The 14,741-nt window shown below is 39.6% G+C and carries 11 protein-coding genes; 4 read left to right on the top strand and 7 right to left on the bottom strand.

What is annotated here, in order from left to right; genetic code table 11:
- Positions 1-97 precede the first annotated feature (97 nt).
- Positions 98-598, top strand: a complete 501-nt coding sequence (locus LMH66_RS07050; protein WP_229369106.1) for a GNAT family N-acetyltransferase — start codon at positions 98-100, stop codon at positions 596-598.
- 79 nt (positions 599-677) lie between these two features.
- Here the strand turns inward: LMH66_RS07050 and fur are convergent, their stop codons facing one another.
- A complete protein-coding gene (gene fur / locus LMH66_RS07045) occupies positions 678-1,109 on the bottom strand; it encodes a ferric iron uptake transcriptional regulator (protein WP_102528510.1) in 432 nt (143 codons plus the stop codon).
- Between the two features lie 330 nt (positions 1,110-1,439).
- Between fur and cobB the strand changes: the two genes are divergently transcribed.
- The gene (gene cobB, locus LMH66_RS07040) at positions 1,440-2,198 is read left to right on the top strand and encodes a Sir2 family NAD+-dependent deacetylase (RefSeq protein WP_229369060.1); all 759 of its coding nucleotides are present in this window, start codon (positions 1,440-1,442) and stop codon (positions 2,196-2,198) included.
- Positions 2,199-2,272: 74 nt separating this feature from the next.
- The gene (locus LMH66_RS07035) at positions 2,273-2,734 is read left to right on the top strand and encodes an AAA family ATPase (RefSeq protein WP_229369059.1); all 462 of its coding nucleotides are present in this window, start codon (positions 2,273-2,275) and stop codon (positions 2,732-2,734) included.
- 113 nt (positions 2,735-2,847) lie between these two features.
- On the opposite strand, the gene LMH66_RS07030 is transcribed toward LMH66_RS07035, so the two are convergent.
- The 6 genes from LMH66_RS07030 to ggt all read right to left on the bottom strand — a co-directional run bounded on the left by LMH66_RS07030 (position 2,848) and on the right by ggt (position 13,474).
- A complete protein-coding gene (locus LMH66_RS07030; RefSeq protein WP_229369058.1) occupies positions 2,848-4,896 on the bottom strand; it encodes a bifunctional 2',3'-cyclic-nucleotide 2'-phosphodiesterase/3'-nucleotidase in 2,049 nt (682 codons plus the stop codon).
- Positions 4,897-5,256: 360 nt separating this feature from the next.
- Positions 5,257-7,440, bottom strand: a complete 2,184-nt coding sequence (locus LMH66_RS07025) for a M3 family metallopeptidase (RefSeq protein WP_229369057.1) — start codon at positions 7,438-7,440, stop codon at positions 5,257-5,259.
- A gap of 263 nt (positions 7,441-7,703) precedes the next feature.
- On the bottom strand, positions 7,704-8,099 hold the full coding sequence (locus tag LMH66_RS07020; protein WP_229369056.1) for a phosphate ABC transporter substrate-binding protein: 396 nt from the start codon (positions 8,097-8,099) through the stop codon (positions 7,704-7,706).
- An 11-nt stretch (positions 8,100-8,110) separates the two neighbouring features.
- A complete protein-coding gene (locus LMH66_RS07015) occupies positions 8,111-9,286 on the bottom strand; it encodes a hypothetical protein (protein WP_229369055.1) in 1,176 nt (391 codons plus the stop codon).
- Positions 9,287-9,356: 70 nt separating this feature from the next.
- Positions 9,357-10,973, bottom strand: a complete 1,617-nt coding sequence (locus LMH66_RS07010; RefSeq protein ID WP_229369054.1) for a methyl-accepting chemotaxis protein — start codon at positions 10,971-10,973, stop codon at positions 9,357-9,359.
- A 746-nt stretch (positions 10,974-11,719) separates the two neighbouring features.
- The gene (gene ggt / locus LMH66_RS07005) at positions 11,720-13,474 is read right to left on the bottom strand and encodes a gamma-glutamyltransferase (RefSeq protein ID WP_229369053.1); all 1,755 of its coding nucleotides are present in this window, start codon (positions 13,472-13,474) and stop codon (positions 11,720-11,722) included.
- An 89-nt stretch (positions 13,475-13,563) separates the two neighbouring features.
- Between ggt and LMH66_RS07000 the strand changes: the two genes are divergently transcribed.
- On the top strand, positions 13,564-14,739 hold the full coding sequence (locus tag LMH66_RS07000; protein WP_229369052.1) for a GNAT family N-acetyltransferase: 1,176 nt from the start codon (positions 13,564-13,566) through the stop codon (positions 14,737-14,739).
- The last annotated feature ends 2 nt before the right edge of the window (positions 14,740-14,741 follow it).

The following is a 14,741-nucleotide window of genomic DNA, read 5'->3' as shown; positions in this document are numbered from 1 at the left end:
TCACTTGTAAGTCTCTATTTATATATCGATTTTTATTGGCTAACCTCATTGATTAAGGATTATCATGATACAAATTACACCGCCAAAATTAGCTGAGATTATTACTGAAACCGACCGATTAATATTACGTCCGTTCAATGAAGGCGATTTTGAATCAATTTATTTAATGAATAGTATTCCTGAAGTACTGACTTACATTCCACAAGATCCGTTAACTGATATCAGTCAGGCAGAAGAGGTATACCACAATATCATTATGTCGGCATATCAAGAACATGGCTTTGGGCGCTGGGCTGTACACCACAAACAAGATGATAAAGTGATAGGTTTTTGTGGGCCTAAATATATTCCTGAGTATGACAAGGTTGAGCTTGGCTATCGATATTTCCCTGAGTATTGGGGTAAAGGGATTGGCTTTGAAGCCGCAGAAGCGACGGTTAAGACTTTAAAACCGCAATATAATATCGATCTTGTTATAGCGTTGATTTTACATGGCAATATAGGCTCTGAAGCGATAGCTAAAAAGTTAGGCATGCATATTCATGAAGAAAATGAATATCAAGGCGCCAAAGTGCATCTGTATCAAATGGATTTATAATTTAATTTTAAAGCCTTATACAAAAAAACCAGCAAATTTGCTGGTTTTTTAATGACTAAATAATCAGTTCTACGAAAGGTTATTCGTCTGCGTGATCACATTCATCATTAGTGCAGTGGCCGTATAAATATAAGCTATGGTGAGTCAGCTTAATATTATGACGCATTGCTATTTCATCTTGACGGCGCTCGATAACATCGTCTGAAAATTCAATTACCTTATCACAGGTTAAACACACTAAGTGGTCATGATGTTTTTGAGTCGACATTTCAAATACTGCTTTACCACTTTCAAAGTGGTGACGGTTTAGAATGCCAGCGTCGTCAAATTGGTTTAATACACGGTAGACAGTGGCTAAGCCAATTTCTTCGCCAATATCGAGTAACTTTTTGTATAAATCTTCAGCACTGATATGTTGGTTTTCAGGGGCTTGCATCAATTCTAGAATTTTGACTCGTGGCAGGGTAATTTTTAATCCTGCTTTTTTGAGTGCTTGATTTCCATCTGTCATTGCTAATCTCTTGATTGCAGAACCTTAGCGGTTCTTCCGTGGATAGTTGAGATCATTATATGTGGTGTAATACCAAACTGGAACCTTTCATCGAAGTTAATCGGTATATAACTATGAATTTTCTTCCATCTTTTGCTCAAATCGAACAGTTAAGTTAATAAATGGACAATAGTCTTACTTATACTAAGGGATTATTGAGTGTATTGCGTATTTATATCAGTATAAGCGTTAACGTCATTCAGATCGTATTTCAAAGCTAAAGACGAAACCTGTTGCTTGATGATATGGTATTAGCATCTGGCTTCATATAATAAAAATAAGGAAATCAATATGTATCAGCAGATTGTGGTCTTAACTGGCGCAGGTATTTCAGCTGAGTCTGGTATTAAGACCTTTCGTGACCAAGATGGTCTGTGGGAACAACACCATATTGAAGATGTAGCAACACCAGAAGGGTATGCTCGTGATATTGACCTTGTCGAAAGGTTTTACAATAGCCGCTGGGAGAATCTTCATAGTGGTGAAGTTAAACCTAATCCTGCACACGATGCTTTAGCCAAATTAGAAGCGGAATTCCCAGGTAAGTTACTGGTGATAACTCAAAATGTCGATGACTTGCATGAGCGTTCTGGCTCGAAACGTTTATTGCATATGCATGGGGAATTGTCTAAAGGACGCTGTCCTCAATCACTGCAGACTTTTGTGTTACGTGAGCCTTTTAGTGAAGATAACTGCTGTACCTGTTGTATTCCAGCTAAACGCTTACGACCGCATATTGTCTGGTTTGGTGAAATGCCTTTTGGCATGGATAGGATCCACGATGCTTTAGATACCTGTGATTTGTTTATTGCTATTGGTACCTCTGGCACGGTTTATCCTGCTGCTGGGTTTGTTGATAGTGCTAATCATCATGGTGCGCAAACAGTTGAAGTCAATTTAGTCGAAGCAGACAGACATAGCCAGTTTCAATATCATTTAACCGGTAAAGCGGGTGATATTGTGCCGCAGTTAGTTGATACTATTTTAGAGGGCGAGACAGTCGGTAATCAGTCTTTTAATCAGCAACTAGCCAGTGCTCTATCTGCTTGATGATAGTACTAGCTGAGCCTTGTTTTTAACCAACTAGCCCTTAATACTGCTAACAATTTACAACGAGAAACGATATGAGTGACCAACAAGGCAACCTGGCAATTATCATGCGTGGCTTGCCAGGAAGCGGTAAGTCTTATTGGGTGAATACTTATCTTAAAGGATTGGGTCTTGAGCAAGCTAATCATATTAAGCAGTACGGTTATTTCTCAACCGATAGTTTTTTTGTAAAAGAGGGGCATTACAAATTTAACCCTAAGCTTCTAAGTCAGTATCATCAAGCAAATTTAACCGCATTTATAAATGCGATGGCGAATAATGAACCCACAGTGATCTGTGACAATACCAATGTGGCTAAATGGGAGTTCATGGCTTACGAAGCTGCTGCAAAGTCGTTAGGCTATCAGGTAAGGGTGATGTTGATTGGGAGCCCAAAGGATCCTCAACATCAACAATTATGTGCCCAAAGGAATAGTCACAAAGTGCCACTAAATCATATAAAAACCATGGCTAGATTGTTTGAGTTGGATGATTAACTGTTCTAACTGACTAGAATGTTAATTAAAAAAGGCGCCTAAGGCGCCTCTTTACTGTTTTTCATCAACAACTCAATGCATTGCGCATTATTAGACCTGATGTAAAAATTGAATTACTGCTGTAAGTCAATATTGTAGATTGCAAAACCAAACTCATCGATTAAGTCTGTTCGTTTTGTCATTGGTCGAACTTGATAATCTTCAACAAACTTATCTGCCGTAGCACTATTTTGAGTTTCAAAACGAATATCAAGTTTTGTCTGTGTATCAATAGTAACGAACTCCCAGTTATTATCTGCACTTGGGTCGACTTTTCCATTGGCTTCTGACTCATCAGCGATGTATCTAGCTAATGCTTCACGGTTAGTATCAGGTAGCTCCATGACGACAAAATCAGCGCCTGTTCCTGCAAATTTACTGCCAAACGCACGGAAATTGTTAGTAGCAATAATAAACTCTTTAGCAGCTAACTCATCACGAGTGAAAACAACCCCGTCAGCATCGGTATAACTTAAGTCAACAATACGGTTTGCATCTGCATTAACAACAGCACAATCTCCATCAAACTTGGTCGGTTGAGTCACATCAATTTTGTACTTAACACCGTCGATGACATCAAAGTTATAGGTTCTGTGCGTGTCCCAGTTAATTAAGCTTTGAGCAGCAGTCGAAGTAGGATCAATTTGGTTAAATTGATTAGCGCTACACTCAAGCCAGTCTTTCACTTGTGCGCCAGTTACTTTTACTGCAACCATGGTATTTGGATAAAGGTAGAGATCTGCAGCGTTTTTATACATTAATTTACCTTCTGGCACTTCTACATAACTAAAGGTATCTGCAGGAGTACTGTGACGCCCTCCAGATTTAAAAGGCGCAGCAGCAGATAAGACGGGTAGATTTTTAAGATAGTCAATATTCGCAGCAGCTGTTTTGAGTGCTGCAATTTGTGCGTTTGATACAATCTGCACGGTTGGATCGTCTTGGACTAAAGATAAAAAGCTATACATGTCGGTAGATGAATGGCCGATTGGCGCACTAACGTAATCGAGGGTGCCCAGATGTTCGCTTTTAACCGCCTGATGGATATGAGCGTCAGCTTTAACCGCTTGCGCAGGTCCTTCGCTGCCGCGAGTAGTGATAGGTCTAGCTTGCGATTGACTATCGACAACTTTCCACATATCTGATTGGTAACTCAGTGTTAAATCAATAACTCCTAAGTTATCGCCCCAGCGGCCTGGCATGACTGCCGCAACGCCGTTGATGGTGCCTTTATCTATATCTACATTGGCAACACCGGCAAATTGTGCGCTTGGGAATACTGAATGGCTGTGGCCGAACATAATGGCGTCAATGCCCTCTACAGTCGTTAATGCCCATGTCGCATTCTCTGCACTCATATCACTTGGGTTTTCTGATGAACCGATACCAGAGTGCGGGATGGCAATAATGATATCTGCGCCAGCTGCTTTCATTTCAGGTACGTAGCGATTAGCTGATTCAACAATGCCACGGGCAATCACTTTACCTTCAAGGTTTTGTTTATCCCAAATTTTAATTTGTGGTGGAACAAAGCCGATGTAACCAATCTTGATCGTGTGCTGTTGGCCATTTTTATCGAGCACATTTTGTTGTTTTATAATATATGGATCAAATAATGGCTGATTGGCTTTCACATTTCTAAAGCAATCATCGACTTCACAGTAAACATTGGCGCTAATATAAGGAAAGTTGGCTTTTTGAGTCGCTAAATCTAAAAAATGTAATCCATAGTTAAATTCATGATTACCGATATTTCCGACATCATAATTTAGGGTATTCATCGCTTTATAAGCGGGGTGAGTATCGGCTAGTTGATTGGTTGCATAGTAATTATCGGCAATATAATCTCCCATTGGGCTGCCTTGAAGCAAATCACCATTATCGACGAGTACGCTATTTTTAACCTCAGCTCTGGCTTCATGGATTAAGGTTGCAGTTCGGGCTAGCCCAATCGTATCGTCAGTTTGGCCACGGTAATAGTTGTAATCCATGATATTAGCGTGAAGGTCGCTAGTCTCAAGCACCCGAAGTTCTACTTCAACTGCAGTTTGATTATTGTTTGGTGTATTACAGCCTATGATGAAGCCTGCAGATATCAAGATTAATAAAGCATGTTTGTTCATAAAGTCTCTCTTTGTTGACCCCAGAGCTTGGTTTTTATCTGCTCTATATTTTGAGAAGCCATTATTGATGTAATTGAATATGTTGCGGTGGATTATATATAAACTCTATTGCTGTGTTGCTGTTATGTTCAGCTAAAGCTAAAAAAAGTCCGTTATTTTGTAAAAATAATGAGATGCAGCAATAAATGCTATTAATGTAAACAATGGATGCGATTTGTCGAAGCATCAGAATTAGATAGCTCCTCATAAATGAATGTATATCAAGGAACGGATTTCATTTCTTAATCATCAAACTTATCGCTATTCTATTTTTAACCAATAAAAAAGGCGCCGAAGCGCCTTTAAATTAATGAAGGTAAATTACTTATCTTCTAGTAAACCACGGCTTCTTAGCAGTGGCTCGATACCCGCATCTTTACCACGGAATTGGCGATAAAGATCCATAGGGTCGGCGCTACCACCTTGAGATAAAATATTGTCTCTAAATGCTTGCGCAGTGGCTGGGTCAAATATGCCATTTTCTTTGAATGCTTCAAATGCATCAGCACCTAAGATATCAGACCACAAGTAGCTGTAATAACCCGCAGAATAACCACCCGCAAAAATATGCGAGAAATAAGTACTGCGATAACGAGGGGCGATTTCTTTAATTAAGCCCATGTTAGCAAGTGACTCAGCTTCAAATTTAGCGGCATCATGCACTGTGTTGTCATTGAGCGTATGCCAGTCTAAATCTAATTTGGTTGCCGCCATGTACTCAACCGTGGCAAAGCCTTGGTTGAACTTACTTGCTGCTTGAATCTTTTCTACCAACTCTTGTGGAATCACTTCGCCAGTTTTGTAGTGCTTAGCGAACTGAGCTAATACTTCAGGCTGCGTCATCCAGTTTTCCATCACTTGTGATGGGAACTCAACATAATCGCGTGGTACAGCCGTACCGGCTTGCGATGCATATTCTACGTCAGACAAAATGCCGTGAAGGGCATGACCAAACTCATGGAATAGGGTACTAGCTTCGTCGAATGTAAGTAATGAAGGCTCATCACCAGTTGGTTGAGGGTAGTTTAAAACGTTAACAATAATAGGCTTAGAATCAATGCCATTCATATTGTATTGCTTACGATATGAATTCATCCATGCGCCGCCACGTTTACTGTCACGAACGTAATAATCACCCATAAATACAGCTAAGAAAGAACCATCTTTGTCGTAAACTTCCCATGTTCTAACATCTGGGTGATATTTAGGTAAATCAGTACGTTCTTTTACTGTGATACCGAATAAACGGTTAGCAGTATAGAATACGCCATCTAAGGTCGCTTCTAATGAAAAGTAAGGTCGTGTTTGTTGTTCATTAAAGCTGTATTTAGCGACACGAATTTGGTCAGAGTAATACCACCAATCCCATGCTTCAAGCTTAAAGTCACCACCTTGACTATCAATTAATGCTTGCATGTCTTTCACTTCAGCATTGGCTTGCGCCAGTGCAGCTGGCCATACTTTATCAAGCAGACCATACACGTTTTCAGGTGTTTTTGCTGTGCGCTCTTCAAGCACAAAGTGAGCATGGGTTTTGTAACCCATTAATGCTGCTTTTTCAGCGCGAAGCGCCGCAATTTTAGCTAAGCCTTTTTTGTTATCATTAGCGTTATCATTATTAGCTCTTTCAATGTAACCCTTAAAAATAGCTTCACGTAAATCACGGTTTTCAGCGTAAGTTAAAAATGGCGTAATAGAAGGGCGCTGTGTGGTAAATACCCACTTGCCATCATGGCCACGTTTTGTCGCTGTGGCCGCTGCAGTATCAATCACATCTTGTGGCAAGCCTGCCAAACCAGCTTCATTGTCGATAACTAATTCAAAGGCATTAGTTTCAGCTAATAAATTATCGCCAAACTCAAGGTTTAGTTTTCCAATTTGTTCATTAAGCGCACGTAAGGTGTCTTTATCTTCTGCTGATAAGTTTGCACCGCCGCGAGTAAAGCGCTTGTAAGTATCTTCTAATAATTTAGCTTTAGCAGTGTTGAGGTTTAATGCATCTTTTTGTAGATAAACCGCCTTTACACGCTTGAACAAGTCGTCATTAAGTGAAATGTCATCTCTTGCAGATGACAACATCGGTGACACTTGTTTTGAAATTTCTTGGATCGCAGGATTAGTGTGCGCACCTGTTAGGTTGTAGAACACACTGGCAACTTTAGTTAGCAACGCTCCTGAAAATTCCATCGCTTCGATAGTGTTTTCAAAAGTTGGAGCTTCTGGGTTGGCAACAATAGCGGCTATTTCAGCTTGTTGGGCTGCAATACCCGCCTTGAATCCTGGTAAATAGTGTTCATCTTTAATTTTATCGAAATCAGGGATTTCCATAAACGTGCCATAAGGCTTAAAGAAAGGGTTATTGGCATTTTGCTCAATAATATTGTTTGCAATAACGTTAGGTGCTTGAGTTGTTGTGGTCGTTTGAGCGTTATCGTTCGCACATGCACTTAACATTAACGTCAGTGCCATGGCTGAAACAAGCGGCTTGAGGGTTAATCCCTTCATATTTTATTCCCTGTTTGCATAAGAATGGTTTAAAAATGAGCTTTTGAGCGATTTTTTGGCTTTAAGCTTCTATATTTTCATTTTGAGCTTTTTATATATCATTTTTAGAGGGGTATTTGTGATTATTTTACTGATTTAAAGTCAAAAACTTGTTTTAGTTTGTAACAAAAAATAAAGGGACCTGATTTGTCATCAGATCCCTTTAAGCTATTTCAATGGAAGGGGGGAGAACTGAAATAGCTTATAAAGCTATAGCCTTAACATTAAGGCTTTAAAATCACTTTAACACTTGCATCTACATCAGCTTCATCGATATAACCAATTGCATTTGGATTCGAAGCAACAGCTGATTTCATCGCCGCAGCGTTTGAAACTGTAGCTGGTGGATTACCTTTACCAGTAAATACCTGTTTTGACCAAAACGCTTTAAGTTGAGAGTCTGACTTACCGGTAACGCTGCTATGAAACTCAGAGCGAGTTGCGTTACCTTCATCAAGTTCGTAAACAACAGCAGATTTTGAACCTTTACCAAGGAACAATTTTTTAGCATCAGAAGCAGAAATATCAGCAGCACCTGGCGCACCAATAACAACAACCGCAGCTTGCGCAGACATAATTGAACATACGCTAAGCGCTAAAATTGAGATTAACTTTTTCATTTTATCGCTCCTTAAAATACTGCGTCGAATTTAACTGTGTATACCATACTGTCATCGTACATAAACTTGCCCGTAAGCGGGTTGAAGTTGTTGTTTGATAAGCCGCCATGGGTATCACCGAAATCAGTAGCGTAAGTAACATCAAATTTCACTGCTACATTTTCAATAGCATCCCAACGTAGACCTAAGCTATATGCCATACGCTCTTCATTTAGTGCATAAGCTAATGGAGGTGTGCTGCTGCGCTCACTTTCGTCAGTTGTTTTAACATAAGCAACTGTTGCGTAAGGGGTAAACTCGTTAATTCTGTAACCAAGAGTTAGATATGCAGATTCTGAATCAGGTAAAACACCATCAATTTCAACGGTTGTCCATTCAGCTACAGCAATCCAGTTACCATTGTCATAACTACCACCTAAACCGACAAATGCTGCATGCTCATTATCGACAGTAATTAGCCCCGCACCTGCAAGACCATCAAGCTCTGCTTGTCCATATACAGCGCGGAAAGTCCAAGTTAAGTCAGTCCATGAAGCATTTAACCCCATTAAATTAGACAGGTCCATATCAAGACCTTCATCCTGCTCATCAATGACAGATTCACCACCAAATGCTTGTATTGTTAGCGTCGAGTCTTCTAATTCGTAATCATATGCAATATCACCACCTGTGTAAGATGAAAACGGCACTTGTGAATAAACTTCTGAAGGCGGACGAGCGAATGGTTGTGCGTAACCCACATCTAAGTAATCTGAGTACATAAATAGTGGAACACGTAATTTACCACCACGGATTTTTACGCCGTTATCAAAACTGTGTGCAAGATAAGCCCATTCAGCTTCCACTTCCCAGTCATTGCTGCCACGCATCATAAGTTGCATAACTGCAGTTGTTTGGTTTGAAATATTAAATGTACCTTGCAAACCCATTTTTGAATCTTCAGTGAAGTCTGCGCTAGTCGTCGCACCATTGTATCCAGCACTGTTATCAGAACTAACATACGCAGCACTGATAAAGCCGTTAAAGCTAAAGCGTTCAGCTAAACTTTCTGTTTGACTTTTTTGAAGCGATTGAACTTGCTGCTCTAATTTAGCGATTTTTTCATCACTTGTTTCTTCAGCTGCGACGTATGCAGGTAGCATAGCGACTGAAATAGCTAAAGGTAGCGCTTTCAAGTTGAATTTCATGGTGTAACTCCTGTTCATCTCATCATTGTTTAAGTTGATATTCGTTGTATCGACTTAATATTTTTAATTTTTAGACTTTAAATTGACCGGTTATTTTTTGAAGTTGTTGACTCACTCCTTCGATGTCATAACTGATCCCGCCCATTTCATCCGTGGTCATTTTTACTTTAGCGGCATTGGTTTCAATATCGGCAATGTACTGCTGAATAAGCTCTGAAGTGTTGTGTTGCTCTTCAGTTGCAGCGGCAATCTGATCATTAACGACCGTAATTGCACTGACCTTGCTGGTGATATTGATTAATGCATCCCCTGCTAATGAAGTGGTTTTAACACCTTCTTCAGCGGTTTCTATTCCACGTTGCATTGCATCAACCGCTTGGGTAGACGTAGAGCGAAGCTCTTGCAATACTTGCTGAATTTCTTGCGTTGAGGCTTGTGTACGAGAAGCAAGTGTTCTTACTTCGTCGGCCACAACCGCAAAGCCTCGTCCTTGTTCACCTGCACGAGCCGCCTCAATAGCTGCGTTCAATGCGAGTAAATTGGTTTGATCTGCAATACCACGAATGGTATCGAGTATGTCGTTTACGTTACTGGTAAAGGCTTCAAGTTGATTGACAACTACGGCCGTTCTTTGCACTTCTTCTGCTAGCTTTTTGATGGTCGTAATGGCTTGAGCAACGGTTTCTTGGCCTTGCTGTGCTTCATTGTTAGCATTATCAGCTTCTGATGCCGCATTTGCGGCATATTCAGCAATGTGTGCCACACTGACAAACATTTCACGCATGGCGTGCGAAATCTGTTCAACTGACTCATTTTGTTGTTGAACAGTGACTTCACTGTTTTTACAGCTATCCAGTAGGGTATGTGATACTGAACTTAAGCTATCAGTGGTATTTTTTGTATCAGCAATCGAAACCTGAAGTTTTGATACGAATTGATTAAACCAATGTACTAAGGTGGCAATTTCGTCTTTACCTTGATAATCGATACGAGATCGTAAATCGCCTTCGCCTTCAGAAATGTTTTGTAAAGAGTCAGTGACATTTTGAATGGTGACAATGATTGAACGGTTAACCAGAAAGCCGACCACAATGAGAAATGCCGCAGCTGCAATCCCAATAGTGAGCATAAAGTTAGCTGCACTATCTGAGCTTTCAAGAGTTGTTTGGATACTTGATTCGAATTCTTGTGAGTATTGCACTTGTTTTTCATCAAAAATTTCAATGAGTTGCTCATAACGTTTTGCGTTATCAGCCGCTTGGCGCTTTATGTTGTTAAAGTCGACATCATCTTTTAGAAATTCAGCAACCAATAATTTTGCATTGTCATAATAAACATTCAAATCACGTTGCATTTTATTTGCATCATTGGCTTCAGATGCTAATAAAGATTTAACAGAGTTTAAGTTGTTATTTATTTGGATAACCATATTTTCAGCGGTAACCAAATTTTCTTCTTCACCCGTTGTCACAGCTGACTGGATATTTTGATCAAGTTGTAAAAGTAAGCCTTTATTAATAGTGGCCAAATTTAACACTGGATATAGTTGAGATTGAAGTCCATTTAGTCTTTCAGCATTTTGTTGCACACTTTGATTGTTAATAACTAAAGATATAACAAACGAAGAAATAGCAACGACTGTTAATAAAGCGATCCGATGCTTTATTTTTAAGCTGTTTAACTTCATCAAAAATTGATCCTACTGGTTAAAAGTTTACGCGAATGTTGATTTTTTGTGTACTTGTATGCATATGATAGTATGTTTTTTCGCTAAAAAAATTGCTACTTTTAGTATCTTATAAATTTTTTATGCTGTTTTATAGTTAATAATTCTATTATCAATAGCTTACGCTGTTCGTTAACTCAAAGGGTTTTATTAATTAAATAAAAAATATAAATGTATTTTTACTTTAATTATTACTTGCTACCAATCGGTGTCAAATTAACGTCATCGTCAATTAATTGTCTGCAGTTATTTGCTCTTCAAGAGTAATCTTATTGCTAATGTTAATCGATGTTATTGGTGTGTATTTTAATTGATGTTCATGTATATCGTATGTTCCTGTAATAACAGTATCGGCAATTAGTTTGTAAACTTTAAATGGAATATCCGACTTAATATTTATTGAATGTAACTAAATGGTAAATATTTACACTTGTAAATGAAAATGATTTCTATTTATTGCGGCAGGTGCGGTTTATTTATTCAAAGGAGGGAAGTTTGAGTGATTGTGTTAAACGCTAGTGTTTAACATTGTCAAAGCAATTGAGGGAAACAAGAGTGTTTGAAATAGTGTGATGGTGGTAAAATTGAAGGGTAGATAAATTTAACGATTAATCAATTTAACGATTAACCATTACTCATTACTCAATTTATCTACCGCAACATATCTAATCAGAAAGTGTGTTTAACCCCTTCAGATTAATAACACTTTAATGCCCATGAGTCTCTGAACCTGCGCGCCTTGGATCTGAAGCGCCATAAATACCATGTTCATTAATTAATATTGACTGAGTGCTTCCCATGGCACTGGATCTTTTCACTTTGTGTCCTTTAGATTCAAGTAAGGTAATGGTGTCATCATTAAGGCTGGTTTCAACGCCTATATAATCTGGTAGCCATTGATGATGAATTCTCGGCGCTGCAGTCGCTTCTGCCACATTCAATTGGTGATCGATGACATTCATGATGACTTGCAGCGTGGTGGTGATAATTCTAGAACCACCAGGGCTGCCAGTGATAAGAAATGGTTTTCCATCCTTCATCACAATGGTAGGACTCATAGAGCTTAAAGGTCGTTTATTCCCTTGAACTGAATTTGCTTCACCGCCAATCAGCCCATAACCGTTAGGCGAGCCAGGCTTTGCTGAAAAGTCATCCATTTCGTTATTAAGTAAGATACCTGTGCCAGCAGCCACTAGGCCTGAGCCATAGCTGAAGTTTAGGGTGTAAGTATTTGAAACCGCATTTCCCCATTGATCGACAACAGAATAATGGGTGGTTTGATCGCTTTCATAAGGCGCAATATCGCCAGCTTTTATTTCAGCACTCGGAGTGGCTTTATTAAAAGCGATTTGTTTTGCAATGGTGTCTGCGTATTTTTGACTAGTTAATGCAGCAATTGGCACAGGATTAAAATCTGGATCACCCAAATATTCACTTCTGTCTGCATAGGCATGTTTCATCGTTTCTGTCATTAAATGCAAAGTTTGTGCAGTGTTATGACCAAGCTTTTGAATTGGGTAGTTTTCTAGCACATTGAGCATTTCAATGATGTGAATACCGCCTGATGAAGGAGGTGGCATAGAAACGACTTCATAACCTCGATAGCTGCCGCGAACGGGCTCTCGTTCAACGACGGTATAATTTTTTAGGTCATCTAGGCTCATAATCCCGCCCGCTAGATTAATCGCGCTCACAATTTTCTCAGCTGTTTCGCCCTGATAAAACCCTTTACTGCCGTGCTTTGCAATCAGTGATAAAGAATGCCCTAAGTCAGTTTGCACCAGCTTGTCGTTAACCGAAAAGCTGTCACCATTTTTTTTGTAAAATATTTCAGCGGAACTTGGCCATTGAGAGATGCGGCGCTTTAAGCCATCTAATGAATCTGCCAAATCTGAATTAATGACAATACCGTCATTAGCTAACCCGATGGCGGGTTTAATGACATCTTTAAGACTCATAGTGCCATATTTTGTTAGCGCGAGTTCTAAGCCCATTACCGTACCAGGCACCCCCACAGCGAGGCCATGTTCACGGCTTAATTTAGGGTTTGCATTGCCTTTTTCGTCTAAAAAAATATCTTTATGTGCCTTTGCTGGCGCCGTTTCACGATAATCGATAGCAATGGTTTTATTGGTTTCAGCTAAATGTACCATCATGAAACCACCACCACCGATATTACCGGCTCGAGGAAGGGTGACCGACAGTGCAAAACCTACAGCAACGGCAGCATCAACAGCATTACCACCTTGTTTGAGAATATCGACACCAATGCGGGTTGCAAGTGATTCTTGACTGGCAACCATGCCATTTTTAGCCCAAATGGGTTGAGCTGTGGCAGCGCGACTGAAAATAGATTGCTCGTTAGCAGCACTGACGCTGGTTGTAGATGCAGCAGTTAAACTGAGTGCAATGGCAATGCTGGTGGAAATAGCGATAGGTTTAAACTGAGAAAAAATACCCACTTTCAGTCCTTTGTAAATTCATTGATAGGTTGCAATGTGCCATAAGTATGATCTAATACACAATATCTAATGCCGCTTTTTGAGGAAATATGTCAGAGTTTTTGAGTGAAGATATCCAACTTAATTTTTATGATTCAGTTGCAAGTATCGGTAAATCAAAATGGAGTCGTGTGTTTACTGACGATAATCCGTTTACTCAATTCGAGTATTTATTGGCATTAGAACAAAGTTTGAGTGTGTGTAGTGACTCTGGTTGGCGCCCACAACATCTTGTGATTACCTCTAATAGTGATGTTATTGCTATTTTACCTTGTTATGAAAAATCCCATTCATGGGGGGAGTATGTGTTTGATTGGGCATGGGCTGAAGCTTATGAGCGCAACGGGCTTGAGTACTATCCTAAGCTCGTAGCTGCAATTCCTTTTACGCCAGTTTCGGGTCAACGTATAGGTATGATTTCGTCGATATCAGAGGTGAGTCGTGAAGTCGTACTGAATAGAATCACTCATTTTTTAAATCAAACAATAAAAAGTGAGCAGTTCTCATCCTGGCATTGTTTATTTTTACCTCAAAATGATTTCAAGCATTTAAGCCATTCAACAATTTCGAGATTAGGTACGCAGTTTCATTGGCAAAACAAACAGTACCCGCACTTTGACGGCTTTTTAGCGCAGTTAGTCTCTAGAAAAAGAAAAGCCATTAAAAAAGAACGTAAAGCTGTGGCGTATTTTAACTATGACTTTATTGATGGCGACAAGGCAAGCAAAGAACAATGGCAAGGTTTTGTGCATTGCTACCAGCAAACTTACCTAAAACGCTCAGGTCATACAGGCTATTTAAATGCTGACTTTTTTAGTCAAATCGCCAGTTCAATGGGCAGGCAAGTTAGGTTGTTATTAGTGACCAACGATCAAAATAACCTTATAGCATCAGCATTATACTTTGTGTCCAATACCCACCTTTATGGTAGATATTGGGGCTGTTTAGAGGAAGTCGATGGCTTGCATTTTGAAACCTGTTATTACCAAGGCATTGAGTATGCTATTCATCATGGATTAACCGTCTTCGATGCCGGCGCTCAAGGTGAACACAAAGTAGCACGGGGTTTTGAGCCTGTTGAAACCTATTCAAACCACGAAGTTGCACATGACGAGTTCAGAAAAGCGATTTATCATTACTGCCAGCAAGAACAGCAACATATAAAGCAATATATGCAGGATTTAGCTTGCAAGCTGCCCTACAAAGAAAAGGACAATTTACAATAAAG

The organism is Shewanella sp. 10N.7, assembly GCF_020806285.1.
In the GTDB taxonomy this organism is placed as follows: Bacteria; Pseudomonadota; Gammaproteobacteria; order Enterobacterales; family Shewanellaceae; genus Shewanella; species Shewanella electrodiphila.
Note: the sequence above shows the minus strand (reverse complement) of the source record. Positions and strands in the feature narration are given on the sequence as shown.